Annotated in this window: 16 protein-coding genes; 7 read left to right on the top strand and 9 right to left on the bottom strand. The window is 70.3% G+C overall.

Annotation, left to right across the window (positions count from 1 at the left end; translation table 11 throughout):
- Window positions 1-184 precede the first annotated feature (184 nt).
- A complete protein-coding gene (locus ACFC09_RS06250; protein ID WP_376524328.1) occupies window positions 185-631 on the top strand; it encodes a Pycsar system effector family protein in 447 nt (148 codons plus the stop codon).
- A gap of 345 nt (window positions 632-976) precedes the next feature.
- Window positions 977-1,495: a hypothetical protein gene (locus tag ACFC09_RS06245; protein ID WP_376524327.1), complete on the top strand. Its 519-nt coding sequence runs from the start codon at window positions 977-979 to the stop codon at window positions 1,493-1,495.
- Between the two features lie 158 nt (window positions 1,496-1,653).
- Here ACFC09_RS06245 and ACFC09_RS06240 read toward each other — a convergent pair whose 3' ends face one another.
- Complete coding sequence (locus ACFC09_RS06240) at window positions 1,654-2,430, bottom strand: SDR family oxidoreductase (RefSeq protein WP_376524325.1); 777 nt, start codon at window positions 2,428-2,430, stop codon at window positions 1,654-1,656.
- A gap of 227 nt (window positions 2,431-2,657) precedes the next feature.
- A complete protein-coding gene (locus ACFC09_RS06235) occupies window positions 2,658-3,041 on the bottom strand; it encodes a VOC family protein (protein ID WP_376524324.1) in 384 nt (127 codons plus the stop codon).
- Window positions 3,042-3,129: 88 nt separating this feature from the next.
- Here ACFC09_RS06235 and ACFC09_RS06230 point away from each other — a divergent pair, with 88 nt between their 5' ends.
- The 3 genes from ACFC09_RS06230 to ACFC09_RS06220 are packed head-to-tail and all read left to right on the top strand — an operon-like array spanning window position 3,130 to window position 6,229.
- The gene (locus tag ACFC09_RS06230) at window positions 3,130-4,167 is read left to right on the top strand and encodes an iron-siderophore ABC transporter substrate-binding protein (protein ID WP_376524417.1); all 1,038 of its coding nucleotides are present in this window, start codon (window positions 3,130-3,132) and stop codon (window positions 4,165-4,167) included.
- Entirely contained in the window at window positions 4,164-5,165 is a 1,002-nt protein-coding gene (locus ACFC09_RS06225) for a FecCD family ABC transporter permease (protein ID WP_376524322.1), read from the top strand. Before ACFC09_RS06230 ends, ACFC09_RS06225 begins: the two co-directional genes overlap by 4 nt.
- On the top strand, window positions 5,162-6,229 hold the full coding sequence (locus ACFC09_RS06220; protein ID WP_376524321.1) for a FecCD family ABC transporter permease: 1,068 nt from the start codon (window positions 5,162-5,164) through the stop codon (window positions 6,227-6,229). The genes ACFC09_RS06225 and ACFC09_RS06220 overlap by 4 nt, the downstream gene beginning before the upstream one ends.
- Before the next feature lie 49 nt (window positions 6,230-6,278).
- Here ACFC09_RS06220 and ACFC09_RS06215 read toward each other — a convergent pair whose 3' ends face one another.
- A complete protein-coding gene (locus tag ACFC09_RS06215; RefSeq protein WP_376524319.1) occupies window positions 6,279-7,325 on the bottom strand; it encodes an NAD(P)-dependent alcohol dehydrogenase in 1,047 nt (348 codons plus the stop codon).
- Window positions 7,326-7,503: 178 nt separating this feature from the next.
- Here ACFC09_RS06215 and ACFC09_RS06210 point away from each other — a divergent pair, with 178 nt between their 5' ends.
- Complete coding sequence (locus ACFC09_RS06210) at window positions 7,504-8,403, top strand: helix-turn-helix domain-containing protein (RefSeq protein WP_376524317.1); 900 nt, start codon at window positions 7,504-7,506, stop codon at window positions 8,401-8,403.
- A gap of 189 nt (window positions 8,404-8,592) precedes the next feature.
- Here ACFC09_RS06210 and ACFC09_RS06205 read toward each other — a convergent pair whose 3' ends face one another.
- The 5 genes from ACFC09_RS06205 to ACFC09_RS06185 all read right to left on the bottom strand — a co-directional run bounded on the left by ACFC09_RS06205 (window position 8,593) and on the right by ACFC09_RS06185 (window position 16,333).
- Complete coding sequence (locus ACFC09_RS06205) at window positions 8,593-11,901, bottom strand: S8 family serine peptidase (RefSeq protein ID WP_376524315.1); 3,309 nt, start codon at window positions 11,899-11,901, stop codon at window positions 8,593-8,595.
- 249 nt (window positions 11,902-12,150) lie between these two features.
- Entirely contained in the window at window positions 12,151-12,834 is a 684-nt protein-coding gene (locus ACFC09_RS06200; protein WP_376524313.1) for an ABC transporter ATP-binding protein, read from the bottom strand.
- Between the two features lie 66 nt (window positions 12,835-12,900).
- Window positions 12,901-14,358 carry an ABC transporter permease gene (locus tag ACFC09_RS06195; protein WP_376524311.1) on the bottom strand — a complete coding sequence of 486 codons (1,458 nt, stop codon included), beginning with the start codon at window positions 14,356-14,358 and terminating at the stop codon, window positions 12,901-12,903.
- A 168-nt stretch (window positions 14,359-14,526) separates the two neighbouring features.
- Window positions 14,527-15,786 carry an Ig-like domain-containing protein gene (locus ACFC09_RS06190; protein ID WP_376524415.1) on the bottom strand — a complete coding sequence of 420 codons (1,260 nt, stop codon included), beginning with the start codon at window positions 15,784-15,786 and terminating at the stop codon, window positions 14,527-14,529.
- A gap of 202 nt (window positions 15,787-15,988) precedes the next feature.
- Window positions 15,989-16,333 carry a hypothetical protein gene (locus ACFC09_RS06185; protein ID WP_376524310.1) on the bottom strand — a complete coding sequence of 115 codons (345 nt, stop codon included), beginning with the start codon at window positions 16,331-16,333 and terminating at the stop codon, window positions 15,989-15,991.
- A gap of 109 nt (window positions 16,334-16,442) precedes the next feature.
- On the opposite strand from ACFC09_RS06185, the gene ACFC09_RS06180 reads away from it, so the two are divergent.
- Entirely contained in the window at window positions 16,443-16,796 is a 354-nt protein-coding gene (locus ACFC09_RS06180; RefSeq protein WP_376524308.1) for an LAETG motif-containing sortase-dependent surface protein, read from the top strand.
- Between the two features lie 75 nt (window positions 16,797-16,871).
- On the opposite strand, the gene hutH is transcribed toward ACFC09_RS06180, so the two are convergent.
- Complete coding sequence (hutH, locus tag ACFC09_RS06175) at window positions 16,872-18,449, bottom strand: histidine ammonia-lyase (RefSeq protein WP_376524414.1); 1,578 nt, start codon at window positions 18,447-18,449, stop codon at window positions 16,872-16,874.
- Window positions 18,450-18,545: the final 96 nt, after the last annotated feature.

Genomic DNA, 18,545 nt, shown 5'->3' with positions numbered 1-18,545 from the left:
TTTGACGCATATCGGAAGATGGTCGATGACGGGAAGTTCGGAGACGACGGAAGGGACATGTGGAGTGAGGAGACGCATGAGGCCGACGGCGAACAGACCGAAGTCCGCCGTCTCCGCCGGACCCGGGTCGTCTCATGAGCACAGGAGCAATCCGGAGGAAACGGCATGGCGAATTCATGCCGCGGTGGCGGACTGGACCGGGAAGTTCGACGCCAAAGCATCGTTCGCGCTGACCATCGAATCCGCCATCCTGGTCGCCATCACCGCGCTGTCCGGAGGCGGGAGAAGACTCGGAAAGCTCGACGGGTTGGCGGTCTGGGTCTTCTACCTCGGCGTTGCGGCACTTGCCACCGGCGCCCTCTTCGCCATCACCGTCGTCTCTCCACGGCTACGGACATCAGAGATCCACCCGGAGAGCGACGACAACTTCATGTTCTTCGGGCACATTCGCCATTGGGATCCCGCCGGCCTGGAGACGGCCCTGCGCGAGAAGGACGTGCTCCCGCTGCTGTCCAGACAGCTCGTCATCATGAGCGAGATCGCGTGGACCAAGCACGAGAGGGTGAAGAAGTCGTTCGCGTTCGCCGTCCTCGGCGCGGTGTTGGTGGCGCTGGCGGGCATCTTCGGTTGAACGCAGCACGCCAACGGGAGGGGCGTACGGTGCCCACGGGCGCGCAGGCAGCGATCTGCGAGGGGCTGCGTGGGGAGGGGCTTCGGGAGGGGCTTCTGCTGGTGACGACTTTCTTGCCTGGCGCGACCAACCCCTCCTTGCTCAGGCGTCATTGGAGACCGCACGCTCCTCGGCCGAGTCGCCGGAGAGCCCGATCCCGCAGCCCGATCCTCCACCGGAACCACTGGCTCCACAGGGCCGTCTTCACTTACCGGGAGGACGGGTCAGGCCCCATCCGATGGGCGGACGACGAGGTGCGTCCGAGGCTGACCTGCCGTTCACCATTCTTTGGACAAGGGAGTTGGCATGGACGAGGACCCGTATTCACTCAACACTGAAAACGGGCGGTTCAACCGGATGGAGGCAGCCATTGACAGAGCATTTACGAGGAGGCAGGAGAACGCCCTAGCCGCATGGGAATTTGAACATGTCCTGGATTACAGGGGGGACTCACAGCTGCGTCAAGTGTTCAGAGAGGAAACCCAGGCGGAAAGGGACTACACGAGCCAAAAGGCAGAGTATACAGCCGGACGTATAGACATCGAAACGATGGAGGAAGCAGGATACACCTACAGTGGAGCCGTAAACCTTCACGAACAAGTGAAGGAGCAACGGATACAGAGCGAGCAGGCGCGACAAGAAGCCGTTGAGCGTCGCGCTCGGCACGAGGCAGCAGCAGGCGATCGTGCGCGGGCCATCCGCGATACTCTGCCGCCCAGCGGGTCCAGCAGGCGGCCACGCGAACTTCCGAATGAAAATCCGGCCAGCCGCGGCCGCCGCCACCACGGGAGTCGTCGCAGCGGCGGCAACAGCAACGGCAGGTAAGGGGCCCCCGGTACGCCGACGGCCGATTACCGGCTACCGGTGAGTGCGGGATCGGCCGTGACATCCGAAACCGGCCCCAGCGACGACAGCCCCGCGCACTCGTCCACGCAGGGCCGCTCGTTGCCGCGCCGCACGCAGGGCCGTCACCGGGAACGCCGCTACCCCAGCCGCTCCGCCAGGAAGTCCTCCCAGGTGCGCTTGCCCGTCTCCGCGTTCTGCGGGGCGAGGTTCGCCCCGGCCCGGTAGGCGCGGCCCGCCTTCCCGGGGATGCGGACCGGCAGGGTCGGGCGCCGACGCCTGCCGCGCAGGTCGAGGTAGGGGCGGGCGAGCGCGCCGAGGTCGTACAGGCGCGGGCCCGCCAGGTCCGGGACCAGGCCCGCGGGGGCGCCGAGGGCCAGGTCCACCAGGCGGGCCGCCACCTCGCGGGAGTCGACCGGCTGGAGGCGCAGGCCGCCGGGGACCGGCAGGACGGGCAGTTTCGTCATCTTCTCGACCACGGTGAACGCCAGGTCGTGGAACTGGGCCGCGCGCAGCGTCGTCCACGGGATGCCGGACTCGGCGACCGCCCGTTCCGCGGCCAGCTTCGAGCGCAGCCAGGCCAGCGGCACCCGGTCCGCGCCGATGACGGAGATGTACACGAGGTGCCGCACGCCGGCCGCTGTCGCCGCCCGCACCAGGGTGCGGGTGGCCGCGTCGTCGCCTTTGGGTCCGCCCGCCAGGTGCAGCACGGTGCGGATGCCCGCGACCGCCGCCGCCACTCCCTCGCCGGCCAGCAGATCGCCGGTGACGTGAGTGATGCCGGGCACGGACGGCCGGGGTCCGCGGCTGAGGATCCGCACCTCATGGCCGGCCGACCGCAGCAACGGGACGACATGGCCGCCCAGGGTGCCCGTGCCGCCCGTGACCAGGATCGGTGACGTCGAGGACGTCGTCATGGCTGCTCCCTCGTCGGGTCGAGTGGGGCCTCCTGCGGGCCCCTCCTGCCGCTATGAACCGGCCCGACGAGGGAATGTGACAGCCCGTCCGCGTCTTTTCGCGCTTCTCTTCGTTGCCTTGTCGCGCTTCTCTTCGCTGCCTTGTCGCGCTTCTCCTCGCTGCCTTGTCGCGCTTCTCTTCGCTCCGCTTTATGCCTGGATGCGCCGATCTACGGTTTCTGCCCGGTTCAGCTCCCGCTGCCGTACGGCCGGGTGAGGATCTCCAGGTTGTGGCCGTTGGGATCCTCGAAGTACGTCCCGCGGCCGCCGTCGTTGGTGTTGATCTCGCCAGGTCGGTTGTGCGCCGGGTCCGCCCAGAAGGTGAGCCCGGCGTCCTTGATACGGGCGAATATCGCGTCGAAGTCCTCCTCGGAGACGAGGAAGGCGTAGTGCTGGCTGGTGACGGCGTCGGCCGTCTCCATGTAGTCCAGCGTCACACCGTTGGGAATCTCGACCGGGGCGAACGGACCGAATTGCGGGCTGACTTGGAGCCCCAGGATGTCAGCGAGGAACTTGGCCGATGCCTGCTTGTCCCGCGCGGAGACGATGGTGTGGTTCAGGTTCACGGTCATCGTTGAGACCTCCTTGTAATCCAAGATACTCCGACACCAGCTAAGGTAAGGCTTACCTTATTTGGCGAACGGAGTGCTGGTCGTGCGTATGTTGAGGTCGAAGGCCGTCCTGGCCGTGTGCGTAGCCGGAGGTCTGCTGGCCGGCTGTTCCTCGTCGGGCGACGGCAAGGGGGACGCCGGGGGCGACGGGTCGCGCAACCTCGTCGCGGGCGCATCCCAGGGCCCCTCGGCCGCGCCGAGCACGCTCGCCGACGGGATGGGCGCGGACCCCGCCGAGGACGGGGTGTTCCCGCGTACGCTCACCCACTTCGAGGGCAGCACCGTCCTGAGGACCGCGCCCGTGAAGATCGCCGCGTTGAGCACCGGGCAGCTCGACGACCTGCTCTCCCTCGGGATCGTCCCGTCCGTCACCACCCGCGCCGAGAACGCCGGACTCGTCCCGGACTACCTGTCCGACGCGTTCCCGCAGTACGAGAAGCAGCTCGCCGAGATGTCCGACGCGGGCACCAGGGCCGCGCCCAACCTGGAGTCCCTGGCCGCCGCCAAACCCGATCTGATCCTGGTCAACGACTCGCTCGGCGACCTCTACCCCAAGCTGTCGAAGATCGCGCCGACCGTCGTCACCGCAGGCCAGGGCATCAACTGGAAGCGGGACCTGCTGCTCGTCGGCGCGGCGGTCGGCAAGGGGCAGCAGGCCCGGAAACTGCTCGACGGGATCGTCGGCGAAGCCGCCGCCGCGGGCAAGGGCCTCGGGAGCACGACGGTCTCGATGGTGCGCTTCACCCCGGACCGCACCCGGATGTTCGGCGTGTCCTCCTTCACCGGTTCGCTCGCCGTGGACATGGGGCTCGCACGGCCCGCCTCCCAGCGGTTCACGGCCATTTCCGAGGACATCGGCGCCGAGAGCATCGACACCGCGGACGCCGACTGGATCTTCTACTCCGTGCAGGGCGACCCCGGCGGGACCGACGCCGGGGCCACCCTCGCCGGACCGCTGTGGAAGTCGATGAAGGCCGTGCGATCCGGGCACGCGGTCAAGGTCGACGACGACCCGTGGTACCTCAACGCCGGTCCCACGGCCGCCCGTCTGGTCGTACGGCAGCTCGCCGGGCACCTCGGCAAGTGAGCCTCCGCACGGCCCTTCCGCTGGCCGCCGTCACCGTCGCCGCCGCCGCGCTGCTCAGCCTCGCCGTCGGTACCCGGCCGGTACCGCCCGCCGCCGTGCTGGACGCGCTGCTGCACGGCGGGAGTTCACCCGACGCCCTGGTCGTCCGGTCGCTCAGGCTGCCGCGCACCGAGATCGGACTCACCGCGGGCGCCGCGCTCGGGCTGGCCGGGGCGGCGCTCCAGGCGGTCACCCGCAACCCGCTGGCCGACCCGGGTGTCCTCGGGCTCAGCCAGGGCGCGGCGGCCGGGGTGGTGCTCGCCGTCTCGCTCGGTCTCGCCGACGGCTTCGGCGGCTACGTCTGGTACGCCTTCGCCGGTGCCGTGGCCGCCGCGTGCCTGGTGTACGGCATCGCCGCCCGCGGCCGGGGCGGGGCCGCACCGGTGAAACTGGCGCTGGCCGGGACCGCGCTGGCCGCGATGACCACGGGCGCCACCACCGTCGTCCTCACCTCGTCCGCCGCCACGCTCGACCAGTTTCGCTTCTGGCAGGTGGGCGCGCTGAGCGGACGGGACGCGGGCACCGTCGCCCGGATGCTGCCGTTCCTGGCGGCGGGCGCGGTCCTGGTGCTGTGCTGTGCGCGCGGTCTCGACGCGTTGGCGCTCGGCGACGAGACGGCCCGGTCGCTCGGGCACCGGGTCCCGCTGGTTCGCGCGTCCGCGGCGCTCGGCGCGACGCTGCTGACCGCCGCCGCGGTCGCTGCGGCGGGCCCGATCGTCTTCGTCGGACTCGCGGTCCCCCAGTTGGCCGGGCGGCTGGTGCGCGGCTCCGGGCACCGGGTGCTGCTACCACTGTCCGCCCTGCTCGGCGCGGGGCTGCTGCTCGCCGCCGATGTGGCGGGCCGGGTGGTGCGCGCCCCGGCGGAGGTACCGGCCGGGGTGATGACGGCACTGATCGGGGTGCCGGTCCTGGTGGTGCTGGTGCGGCGGACGTACGGACGGAAGGAGACGGTGGGATGAGGCTTCGGCCCGCCGCGGCACCCGGGGCCGCGCCCTTGGGGGTCACCGTCCTGCGGCCCCGGCCGGGTATCTCGATCCTGGTCCACCGGCGGTCGGCCGCGGTGGCCTGCGCGCTGGCGTTGGTGCTGGCGGCCGTGGTGATCGCCTCGGCCTGCGCCGGCCAGACCTGGGTGTCCCCGGCCGAGGTGTGGCGCACGCTGCGCGGCGCCGACACGCCGTACCAGCTCGTCGTCACCGAACTGCGGGTGCCGCGCATCGTCCTGGGCGCGCTGGTCGGCGCCGCGCTCGGGCTCTCCGGCGCGCTCGTGCAGACGGTCACCCGCAATCCGCTGGCCAGTCCCGACGTCATCGGCGTCGGACACGGGGCCGCCGCGGCGACCGTCCTCGCGCTGGCCGGCGGCACGGTCACCGCGCCCGGTGCCCTGCCGGCCGTCGCGGTGGCGGGCGGTCTCGCCGCCGCCGCGCTGGTCTATGTGCTGGCCTGGCGGCGCGGCATGCAGCCCGGCCGGTTCGTGCTCACCGGCGTCGGCATCGGCGTCGCCCTGTCCGCGATCGTGCAGCTGTACCTCACCGGCAGCGAACTCGACGCCGCCGAGCAGCTGAAACTGTGGCTGACCGGCAGCCTCAACGGGCGCGGCTGGGACCAGGCGGTGCCGCTCGCGGTCGTCCTGGCGGTCTGTCTGCCGGGGCTGGTGTGGGCGAGCCGGGCGGCCCGGCCGCTCGGTCTCGACCCGGAGACGGCGGCCGGGCTCGGCGTGCGGGTCGAGCGGGCCCGGCTCACGCTGACGGTGCTCGGGGTGGTCCTGGCCGCGACCGCGACGGGTGCGGCCGGACCGATCGGGTTCGTCGCCCTGACCGCGCCCCAGCTGGCCCGCCGCCTCACCCGCACCGCGCAGCTGCCCCTGCTCTGCTCGGCCCTGACCGGCGCGGCGGTGCTGGTGGGCGCCGATCTCGCGGCGCGCACCCTGCTGCCGCCGCTGGAGATCCCGGTGGGCGCGCTGACCTCGCTGGTCGGCGCGCCGTACCTGCTGTGGCTGCTGGGGCGGTCCGGGATCAGACAGTGATCAGGCAGTGATCAGGCAGTGATCAGGCGCGGACCGGACAGTGAAGTGATCAGATGGTGGCGGCGTCGATCACGAAGCGGTAGCGGACGTCGCTGGCGACGACCCGGTCCCAGGCCTCGTTGACCTGGTCGGCCCGGATCAGTTCGATCTCGGCGCCGAGGCCGTGCTCGGCGCAGAAGTCGAGCATCTCCTGCGTCTCGGCGATCCCGCCGATCAGGGACCCGGCCAGCTTCTTGTTGCCCATGATCAGCGAGAAGAGGTTGACGGAGACGGGGTGCTCGGGAGCGCCCACGTTCATGAGCACCCCGCCGGTCTTCAGCAGCGACAGGTAGTCGTCGAAGTCCAGCGCCACCGAGACCGTCGACAGGATCACGTCGAAACTGCCCGCCAGCCGGTCGAAGGTCTTCTGGTCGCTGGTGGCGTAGTAGTGGTCGGCGCCCAGCTTGAGGCCGTCGTTCTTCTTGCGCAGGGACTGCGACAGGACGGTCACCTCGGCGCCCATGGCGTGCGCGATCTTGACGGCCATGTGGCCGAGGCCGCCCATGCCGAGCACCGCGACCTTCTTGCCGGGACCGACGCCCGCGCTGCGCAGCGGGGAGTAGGTGGTGATGCCGGCGCACAGCAGCGGCGCCGCGACGTCCAGCGACAGTCCGTCGGGGATGCGCAGGACGTAGTTCTCGTCGACGACGATCTTCTGCGCGTACCCGCCGTAGGTGGGCTCGCCGTCCCGGCCGCGCGCGTTGTACGTGCCGACCATGCCGAGGGACCCGGTGCAGTGCTGCTCCAGGCCGGCCTTGCAGTTGTCGCACTCGCGGCAGGAGTCGACCATGCAGCCGACGCCGACGTGGTCGCCGACCGCGAACCGCGTCACGCCCGGACCCACCTCGGCGACCACACCGGCGATCTCGTGGCCGGGGACCAGCGGGAAGAGGGCCGTGCCCCACTCCTCACGGCCGGTGTGGATGTCCGAGTGGCAGATGCCCGCGTACTTGATGTCGATCAGCACGTCGTACTCGCCGACCTCGCGGCGCTCGATCGTGGTCCGCTCCAGCGGAGCCTTCGGTGCGGGTGCGGCGTATGCAGCAACGGTGGTCATGCCGAATATCTCCTTGCGGGGGGGGTGCCCGGTTGCCTTCCGGCCGGGAACGCGTCCCAGCGTGCTGCGCGGCAGACAATTCACCCAGACCACCGTTTCGCCTACGTCCGCTGTTCCTACTACTGACCGGGTCAGCCTCCTGTGCGTAGCACCACGGATTACGACCGATACTGGGCCCATGGACGTACCGCCCGAATCCCCAGGCCGTCCGCTGGACCGGCGCGCCGAGCTGAGCGAGTTCCTGCGCACCAGGCGGGCCCGGCTGAAGCCGCAGGACGTGGGACTGCCCGACTTCGGCCGGCACCGCCGCGTGCCCGGTCTGCGCCGCGAGGAGCTGGCCCAGCTGGCCGGGGTGTCGGTGGCGTACTACACGCGCCTGGAGCAGGGGAACGGGCGGAACGTCTCGGTGGAGGTGCTGGACTCGATCGCGCGGGCGCTGCGCCTCGACGACGCCGAACAGGCGCATCTGGTCCACCTCGCCAAGGGCAAGCAGCACAAGAAGAAGGCGTTCGGACGGCCCCAGCAGGTGCGGCCCGCGCTGACCCAGCTGCTGGAGACGATGGAGGGCGTACCGGCGTACGTCATCGGGCGGCGCTCGGAGATCCTGGCGTGGAACCGGATGGCGGCGGCGGTCTTCGGTGACTGGGCGGAACTGCCGCCCGGCGAGCGCAACTGGGCCCGGCTGGTGTTCCTGCGGCCCGACTACCGCAGCCTGTTCGTCGACTGGGAGCAGAAGGCGATCGACATCGTGTGCACCCTGCGGATGGACGCGGGCTGCTATCCCGACGACCCGCGGCTGTCCGCGCTGATCGGTGAGCTGTCGGTGAAGAGTCCGGACTTCCGGCGGCTGTGGGCGAGGCACGACGTCAAGGAGAAGAGTCACGGCGTCAAGCGGCTGCACCATCCGCTGGTCGGGGAGCTGTCCCTGCGGTACGAGACGTTCCGGATGCCCGCCGACGGCGACCAGTCGATGGTCGCCTACCACGCGGAGCCGGACTCCGCGTCGGCGGAGGGCCTGCGGCTGCTGGCCAGCTGGGGCACGGACGCGACCCGGGTGGCGTCGTCCTCGTCCCCGTGAGGCGTGATCCGCCGAGGTTCCCGTGAGGGCACGTACCCGTGAGGCGCGCCCCCGTGAGACACGCCCCCGTGAGGGGGCTCCCGTCTCGTGACGCCGGAGAGGGGCGTGGCGGACCGGATCCGCCACGCCCCTCGGGCGTACTGGGTACCTGCGTGCCTGAGTACCTGGGTACCTGTCGTCGGCGCTCGGCTACTTGCCGTAGTACGCGTTGTAGATCGACAACGCCGACTTGTTGCCCTTCTTGTCCGTGATGTCGGCGCGGAAGGAGATCGCCTTGGCCTTCGCCGGGTTCTTCACGGTGATCTTGCCCTGCCTGACGGTCGTCTTCTTCCAGGTCCTGCCGGAGTCGTACGACACGTACACCGTCAGCGACTTGAGGTTGGCGCCCGCGGCGGCACCCTCGACGGTGACCGGGAAGGTGACCGTGCGGCCCGCCGGTACCTTGCTGTCCAGGCCGGTCCTGGCCTTGAAGCGGAGGGTGGAGACCGGGAGCCTGGCCGCCTCGTTGACGGTCGGCTTCTTCGAGCGGAAGGTCCAGCTCGCCGTGATCCGGGTGGAGGCCGCCGCGACCTTGGTGCTGCGCTGCACCGAGGTGGTCAGCTTGTACGCGGCGTCACCCGCGGGGACCTTGAACGTCTCCAGGCCGAACAGCGGGTCGTGGTTGGAGCCCACCTTGGTGCTGCCCCGGTACAGGGTCGTGGTCACCGCGGTGAAGTCCGAGGAACCGGCGTTCTGGGCGCCGTCGGTGAACAGCGGCACCATGCCGTAGATCTCGTTGCCGTCGCGGAACACGCCGTAGTCGGCGTTGAGGTGCGGCCCGAAGACCGCGGTGTTGACGGTCTTCGTGTAGGTCTGGCCGGCCTTGAACGTCTGCGCCGCGCCCAGCGTGACCAGGGCGTCCGTGATCGGGAAGCCGTCCGCGTCGACGCCGCTGATCTGGTCGAAGCCCAGTTCCCACTTGGCGCCGCCCACCGCGGACAGGTGCAGGGTGCGGGTGCCCGGAGTGCGCTGCGGCACGCCGATGGTGAAGGCGTCGGAGCTGCCGGGCAGCCAGCCGTACGCGCTGACCGCGCCCTTCTTGCCGCTCGCCGACGCGCCCATGCCGATCTTCACCGTGGCCAGCTCGGCGGCCTTGTAGTGCTTGGTGTAGCCGGTGGCGAGCTGCTTGACGGTGCTGCCGGCGGTGACGTCGTACTGCTCCGTGCCGCCCTTGCTCCCGTGCGCTTCCCAGTGCTGGTAGAGCGAGCCGTCGGTGATCTGCGGGCCGAGGCCGGCGGTGCGGAAGTTGTCGTACGAGTCCAGGATCCAGCCGTAGGCGTAGTCGCCGCCGCCCGTCATGATGTCGAACGAGCCCACGGCGAGTTCCGGCTTGACGGTGGCGGGCACCGTGATGTCCACCGGCTTGGCCGTGCGCGCGTCCAGGGTGATCGTCTGGTCCTTGGTGACGCTCAGCTTCGGCTGGGCGATCCAGTCGACGCCCTTGGTGAAGTCCTCCGGGTTCACGTAGACCGCGGAGTTGAGGATGTACGTGCCCTTGGGCACGCGCGCCGTCACCGTGCCGGAGGCGTCGTACGGGTGGAACGACTTCTGCGCGGCCAGGCCGGCGACGCCGTCCAGGCCCGCCTCGTAGTACGGGGCCGGCTTGCCGTCCCGTCCGACGGCCTTCAGCGTGACGTCGTACGACTCGACCTCGCGCTGCACCGCGGCGGCCGTGCGCACGTTCTGGCCGCCGCCGGTCGCCGTCACGTAGGCGGAGTAGGCGCCGTCGAGGGTGCCGCCCAGTTTGGTGTCGGCGGTGAGGTCGACGGCCGCCCTGCCGCCCGCGGGGACGGTCACCTGGGTCGCGCCGAGGGTGAAGAAGCCCGCCGGGGCCGGCCGGCCCTTGGGGTCGGTGGCGGTGACGGACAGGTCGAGCGTGACGTCCTTGTCGCCGAGGTTGCGGTACGTCACCTGCTTGGTGACCGGCTGGTCGTCGGTGTGCGGCCACTGCTGGGTGGGGAAGCCCACCGACACCGGGTCGGCGATCACCGACTGCCCGATGGCCTTGTCCACCTGGATGCGGCCAGAACCCTGCTCGAACGGCGTGTAGTTGCCGCCCTTCGTGGAGCCGGTCAGGGCGCCCTTCAGCTCGGCGTAGCCCCAGTCGGGGTGCTGCTGCTTGAGGAGCGCGGCGGCGCCCGCCACGTGCGGGGTGGCCATCGACGTACCGGAGATGGTCAGGTAGCCCGGCGGATTCTCGCCGACCTCCTTGTCGATGACGCTGCCCGGGGCCGCGGCGGCGGTGATGTCGACGCCGGGCGCGGTGACGTCGGGCTTGATGGCGCCGTCGCCGACCCGCGGCCCGGTGGAGGAGAAGTCGGCCAGCGCGTCCTTGTCGTCGACGGCGCCCACGGTGAGCGCGGCGTCCGCGCTGCCCGGCGAACCGATGGACTCGGGGCCCTCGTTGCCCGCGGCGATCGCGAACAGGATGCCCTTCTGCTCGGAGAGCTTGTCGACCTCGGCTTCGAGCGGGTCGATGCCGGGGCTGTCGGGGCCGCCGAGGCTCAGGTTGACGATGTCGGCGCCCTGCTGGGCCGCCCACTCCATACCGGCCAGGATGCCGGAGTCGTCGCCGAAGCCGCTGTCGTCGAGCACCTTGCCGTTGAGGATCCGGGCGTCGGGCGCGACGCCCTTGTACTTACCGCCGGACTTGCTGCCGGTGCCGGCCACGATGGACGCGACGTGCGTGCCGTGGCCGAAGTGGTCGGTGGCGTCGGCGGCGGCGCTGAAGTTGGCGGACGTGACGACCTGGCTCTTGAGGTCCGGGTGGCTGGTGTCGACGCCGGTGTCCAGGACGGCGACCTTGACGCCCTTGCCGGTGTAGCCGGCCGCCCACGCGGTGGGGGCGCCGATCTGCGGCACGGACTTGTCGAGGCTGGCCTCGCGGACGCCGTCGAGCCAGACGTGGGAGATGCCGGAGGCGGACCGGTCGCCGTCGGTGATCGCGTCCCACAGCCGCGGGACGGCCGCGAGCGTGGTCTGCACGGCGTCCGCGTCGAGAGCCTTGAGGCTGTGCCGCAGGGTGCCCGCGTCACGGACGTCGGCCTTGGCGGCGGTTGCCGCGCCGCGGTAGCCGACGATGACCTTCAGGCCCTTCCGCTGCGCCTTGCGGGTGGCGGCCCTGTCGAGTTCGGTCACGTCGAACAGCCGCTGGTCCAGCGTGCCGGAGGCGACCAGGCGGGCCGCGTCGGCGGGCACCACGAGGGTGTGCCCGGCGGCCTTGCGGATCTCGTACGGTATGTGCTCGCGTCCCTTGGCCCGGTCCAGTCCGACGACCCGGCCCTTGGCGTCGAGGGCGACCCGGTCGCCGGTGATCAGGGTGACGCGGTGCTCGGCCGTGAACGAGCCGGCGGCGGCCCGCTGCTGACCGGGCTTCGCCGACGCCGGGTTGGTCATTCCCGCGGCGAGGGCGACGGCGGCGGCGGCGGCGGCCACGGTGGCCACCGCCGCCCTTTTCATGTGTCTGCGCAAGACTCCCCCTGGGAGATGGAGTACCGGGTGAATTCCCCGTTCACCCGTCCGGGGGTATTTCCGTACGCATGTGCGTCACCCCCCGGCATACGGAGTATGACGGGGGGTGATCAGCGCGCTCAAGAGATGAAAGAAGGATGAGAAAACCGCGCGGAAAATGTTACGCCGCGGCCGGAACACCGTTACGAAACCGCGTGGTTGACGGGCCGTCATCGGTGTTAGGCGGCCGTCGTGCGGTCAGGCGCCGGCATTCTCCTTGACGGTGATCTTCCCCTTGCGGATGGTCGCCAGGCGCGGGGCCTTCTTCGCGATCGACGAGTCGTGGGTGACCATGATGAAGGTCAGCCCGTGCTCCTTCCACGTGCGTTCGAGCACGTCCATGATCTCGTCGCGCATGCTCTCGTCGAGGTTGCCGGTGGGTTCGTCGGCGAGCAGCACCTTCGGCTGCTTGACGAGCGCCCGCGCGATGGCGACGCGCTGCTGCTGGCCGCCGGACATCTCGGAGGGCAGGTGGCCGAGCCGTTCGCCGAGGCCGACCGACGCCAGCGCCTCGGCGGCCCGCTCCCGCCGGTCCTTCGTGTTCACGCCGAGCGGGACGAGGGCGGTCTCGACGTTCTCCTGCGCGGTCAGCGTCGGGATCAGGTTGAACGCCTGGAAGACGAAGCCGATGTTCTCGCTGCGCACCTTCGTCAGCTTGGCCTCGGACAGCTTGCCGAGGTCGACGCCGTCCAGGATCACCTCGCCGGAGGTGGGCCGGTCGAGGGCGCCGAGCATCTGCAGCAGCGTCGACTTGCCGCCGCCGGTGGGGCCCTGGATGACCAGGCGGTCTCCGTCCCCGATGGTCAGGTCGACGCCCTGGAGGGCGTGCACGGTGTCCTTGCCGCGCGTGTAGCGCTTGGTGACGTCTCTGAGTTCGTACATGGTGGGACAACTCCTGGAAAACGGGTGGGGGTTGGGTCGAGGGCGGGGCGCCGGCCTGCGGTTCGCCTACTCGACCCGGCGCAGCGCGTCCGCGGGACGCAGCCGCGACGCCCGCCATCCGCCGAACCCGCCCGCGATCAGTCCGCCGGCCACGGCGAGGCCGACCGCGACGACGATGGTGGTGACGCTGACCGGCGCGGTGAGGGCGACCTCCAGGGACTTCGAGGCGGTCTGCCGGGCCCCGCCGAAGCCGCCGCCGCCACCGCCGGGACCGCCGCCCGCGTTGCTGGTGGTGCTGCCGAGCTGTGCCTTCAGGGTCGGGCTGATCGCGTTGACCACCTCGGCGCCCGCGATACCGATCACGATGCCGAGGACACCGCCGACCAGTCCGTTGACGATGGCCTCGCCGACCACCTGCCGGGTCACCCGGCTCGACTTCCAGCCCAGCGCCTTCAGCGTGCCGAACTCGCGCACCCGCCGTGAGACGGCGGACGAGGTGAGCAGACCGGCCACCAGGAACGCGGCGATGAGCACGGCGATCGACAGCCACTTGCCGACGCTGGTGGCGAGGCTGGAGGCGGTGGACAGCGAACCGGAGACGGTCTTGGCCATGTCGGCGGAGGTGGTGACCGTCGTACCCGAGACGTTCTTCTGGATGTCGCTCTTGACGGCGTCGATCTGCTTGGAGTCGGCCGACTTGACGTAGATCGTGGTGACCTTGTTCTTCTCGTCGGACAGCGTCTGGGCCTGCTTGAGCGGGATGTACAGGTTGGCCGCCGAGTCGCCGCTGTCGGCGGTCGCGATGCCGATGATCTCGTACTTGGTGTCCTTGACGGTGACGGTGCTGCCGACCTTGTAGTCCTTCTCCTTGGCGTAGGCCGAGTCGGCCACGGCCACCTTGGCATCGGTCTCGGAGGTCTTGAAGGTCCGGCCGCTGGTGATCTTCGAGGAGGTCAGCGGGCCGAGAGCGGTCTGGGTGACGTCGGTGCCGTAGACCGAGTACGAGTTGATGTCGAAGTTGGCTCCGCCGCCCTGGACCGAGCCGCCACCGCCGCCGGCGCCGCCGCGCATGCCACCGCCGCCGCCACCGCCGCCGTTCTCCTGGAACTGGCCGCGGGTGAACTGGCCGCTGACCTTCATCACGTTGAGGTTGAGACCGCCCACGGCGTTCGAGACGCCCTTCTGGTCCTTGACCTTGGTGATGGTCGAGTCGGACAGGGTGGTGAAGCCCTGCACCATGACCCGGTCACTGCTCTGGGTCTTGTCGGAGCCGCTGTCCTGGGCGTCGAAGTTGAAGCGCGGGCGCTGCGAGTCGCCGGTGCTGGGGTCCGATGCCTTGGTGACGGTCATGTCGGTGCCGAGGCCGTAGAGCGACTGGAGCACCTTGTCCTGTGCCTTCCCCATGCCGTTGGACACGGAGTTGACCACGATGACGAGCGCGATGCCCAGCGCGAGCCCGGAGGCGACGACGAGGGCCGCCTTTCTGCGGCGGCGCAGTTCGCGCCTCAGGTAGGTGAAGAACATGCCCGCAAAGTAGGGACGGACCGTGATGGCAGCATAAGGCCGAAATAAAAGAAGGATGAGAACACCGCCGTCGCGGTTCCAAACCCCTTGACTTTGCCCGGACATGACTGATGCCACCCCGGAGGGTGGCATCGGTCACTGGACGGTCGGCTGCCGCGGCGCCCGGCCTCAGACGGCCGAGCCCGCCTTCCACTGCGCCCAGTCCATGTTCCAGCCGTTGAGGCCGTTGTCCGGGGCGACCGTCTTGTCGCCGGTGTTCTGGACGACCACGACGTCACCGAGGATCGAGTGGTTGTAGAACCACGAAGCGGGCGTGTTCGGGTCGTTCGCGCCCTTGGTGTCGGACAGGCCGACACAGCCGTGGCTGGTGTTCACCGAGCCGAAGATCGACTTCGCGCCCCAGTAGTTGCCGTGCACGAAGGTGCCGGAGTTGGTGAGCCGGATGGCGTGCGGCACGTCCTTGATGTCGTACTCGCCCTTGCCGTCGTCGTCGGTGAAGCCCACGGTCGCGCCGTTCATGCGCGTTTCCTTGTACTTCTCCGACATCACCATGATGCCTTCGTACGTCTTGTTGTCGGGCGAACCGGCGGAGATCGGGATGGTCTTGACGGTCTTGCCGTCCTGCGTGATCTTCATCTGCTTCGTCTGCGCGTCGACGTAGGAGATCTGGTTGCGGCCGACGTGGAAGGTGACCGTCTTCTGCTGCACGCCGAAGACGCCGTTCGCACCCTCGACGCCGTCGAGGGCGAGCTTCAGGGTGACGGTGGAGTTCTCGGCCCAGTAGTCCTGCGGGCGGCAGTCCATGCGGTTGGCGTTGAACCAGTGGCAGGCGACCTCCTGGCCGCTGCTGGTGGAGACCGTGATGCCCTTCTGGACGGCAGCCTCGTTGGTGATCGCCTTGTCGAAGTTGATCGACACGGGCATGCCGACACCGACGGTGGAGCCGTTCTCCGGCGTGAAGCTTCCTATGAAGCTGTTGCCCGGGGAGACCGTGCTGAAGGAGGCGTTCTCGTGGGCGACGCGGCCCTCGGTGTCCTTGGCCTCGGCGGCGACCTTGTAGGTGGTGGAGCGCTCCAGCTGGGCGCTGGGCTCCCAGCTCGTCCGGTCGGCGGAGAGCTGCCCCTTGACGTCGGTGCCGTCGGCCGTCGTCACCGTCACCCCGGTGAGCGTGCCCTTCGTCACCTTGACGATGCCGGAGTTGTTGATGGAGGCGTTGTTCGAGCCGTCCTTGGGCGTGATCGCGATCTGGGCCTCGGACGTCTTCTTGGCCGCGGCCTCGTCGACCTTGGCCTGCGAGGTGTCCTGGTTGCCGTCGGCGCTGGCGTTGCTGCCGGAGCATCCCGAGAGCACCAGCACACTGCCCAGCACAGCGGACGCGGCCATCAGGCCCCTGCGCCGCTTACTGTCCGTCATCACACGCTTCTCCATCATTGCCGATTCCGCGAAAACCCCGAGAGCTCCATGAGAGCTTTTAACGCTACGACCGGTTCGTCCCGTTCCACACCCTTCGCGGGTGTGGGGCACACCACGTTCGCCGGAGCCAGCGGTGCCGTACCGGTCCGCGCGCTCCTTGAGACGACAAAACCCCGGACGGCGGTTGCCGTCCGGGGTTACGAATTCCCCCGAACGCTCAGCCGATACGGTCCTCTTCGTCGTCCTCCCCACCATCATCCTCGTCGAGGTCCCACTCGGGCGAATCCGGGTCGTACTCGATCCGCTCGCTCGACCAGGACGCCTGCTGGAGTTCGACCCCGGGCACCTCATTGACCAGGTCGAACGGATCCACGAGATACGCAAGGGCCTCCGCCGTGTCTTCCGTCACAGCGCTCTCGGCCTGCGTGCGCTCGTCGTCCGGCAGCTCCGGATCCTCCGCGACCCGGCGCACGGCGGCCTTGGTCACCGCGTCCGCGTCCTCCACTTCGAGGACCAGCTCCACCCGAAGGCGCACAAAACGTGATGTCTCTGGAGTGCTCATGACGGGAGGGTACGGCCGAAACCTCCCGTGACTTTCCCGTGACCCGCCACTTTCACTAACATCGCTCCGCACGGCCAATTCGCCAGCGCCACAAGGGGATCGATATTCCGTGTCATCCGCTCGCCGTTCGCTGCTGACCGCCACTGCCGCGGGCACCCTCCTGGGGGCCCTGTGGTTCGTCCCGTCCGCCACCGCCACGCCGGACACCCCGGCGCGCGCCGACTTCGCGACGACGCAGGTCACCCAGCAGGCCAGAGCCGTGTCCGCGGCGGACACCCGGACCGCGGACGGGACCGGGGACGGGGCCGCGGCCGGGACCGGCGAGCAGACCGGGGACGGCGTCCGGCTGGCCGACACCGGAAGCTTCGACACCACCCCGTACGTGGCCGCGGGCGCCGCGCTCCTCGTCGTGGGCGCGGGCTTCGTGGGCTACTCGATACGGCGTGAACGGCTCGATTTCTGAACCCGCTTGACGCCGCACCGGCAGCGGGGCGGGGGCCGGGAGCCCGCACGCCGGCACCCGGCCCCCGCCCGTCGGCTACTGCAACGGCCCGGTGACCGTCTCCACCGCGGCGACCAGCCCCCCGCTCCGTACGAACGCGTCCGCGGCGGCCAGGTCGGGCGCGAGGAACCGGTCCGGGCCGGGCCCCTGCACCCCCGCCGCCCGCACCGCCTCGACGACCGCCTGCGACGCGGGCGCCGGGACCGCCCCCTCGCGCAGTTCTATGGCCCGGGTCGCGGCGTACAGCTCGACGGCGATGATCCGGGAGAGGTTGTCGACGGCGGTACGCAGCTTGCGCGCGGCCGACCAGCCCATGGACACGTGGTCCTCCTGCATGGCGGAGGACGGGATGGAGTCCGTGGAGGCCGGCACGGCGAGCCGCTTCATCTCGCTGACCAGGGCCGCCTGGGTGTACTGGGCGATCATCAGCCCGGAGTCGACACCGGCGTCGTCCGCGAGGAACGGCGGCAGGCCGTGGCTGCGGTTCTTGTCGAGCAGCCGGTCGGTGCGGCGCTCGGCGATGGAACCGAGGTCGGCGGCGGCGATGGCGAGGAAGTCGAGGACGTAGCCGACCGGGGCGCCGTGGAAGTTGCCGTTCGACTCGACGCGCCCTTCGGGCAGCACGACGGGGTTGTCGACCGCCGAGGCCAGCTCCCGCTCGGCGACCAGCCGCGCGTGCGCGACGGTGTCCCGTCCGGCGCCCGCGACCTGCGGGGCGCAGCGCACGGAGTAGGCGTCCTGGACCCGGGGCGCCTCGTACGGGATGGAGCTGCCGCCGGTACGGGCGGCGCCGGCCGTCCGGGGGAGGCCGGTGAGCTGGGAGCCCTTGAGCACGGCGAGCATGTTGGCGGCGCTCGCGGCCTGGCCGGGGTGCGGCCGGATGGCGTGCAGTTCGGGCGCGAGCACCCGGTCCGTGCCGAGCAGGGCCTCCAGGGACAGGGCCGCGGTGACGTCGGCGGACTTGTAGAGGGTGTCGAGGTCGGCGAGGGCCATGAGCAGCATGCCGAGCATGCCGTCGGTGCCGTTGAGGAGGGCGAGGCCCTCCTTCTCGCGCAGTTCGACGGGCCGGATGCCGTGCTCGGCGAGCAGTTCGCCGGCCGGCCGGACACTCCCGTCGGGGCCCTCGGCGTCGCCCTCGCCCATCAAGGTCAGCGCGCAGTGCGACAGCGGGGCCAGATCGCCGGAGCAGCCCAGTGAGCCGTACTCGTGGACGACCGGGGTGATCCGCGCGTTCAGCACGTCGGCCATGGTCCGGGCGACCTCGGGCCGCACGCCCGTGTGCCCCGTGCAGAGGGTACGCAGCCGCAGGAACATCAGGGCCCGTACGACCTCGCGCTCCACCCGCGGACCCATGCCCGCGGCGTGCGAGCGGACGATGTTGCGCTGTAGCCGGCCGCGCAGTTCGGGGCCGATGTGCCGGGTCGCCAGGGCGCCGAAGCCGGTGCTCACGCCGTAGACCGGGTCCGGTTCGGCCGCCAGCGCGTCCACGATCTCGCGCGCCGCCGCGAGGGCCGCCACCGCCTCCGGCGACAGCTCCACCCGAGCGTCGGCGCGCGCCACGGCGAGAACGTCGGACGCGGTCACGCCGGACGTCCCCACCACCACAGTATGCATATCCATATTCAGGAGCGTACGCATTGAATGCCATGGTGTCACTAGTGGTGGACAGGTTCACCCCTTACCGCGGGACGCCCCGCGGGAGGAGTCGGC

It is taken from the genome of Streptomyces sp. NPDC056161 (genome assembly GCF_042268025.1).
Lineage (GTDB): Bacteria > Actinomycetota > Actinomycetes > Streptomycetales > Streptomycetaceae > Streptomyces.
Note: the sequence above shows the minus strand (reverse complement) of the source record. Positions and strands in the feature narration are given on the sequence as shown.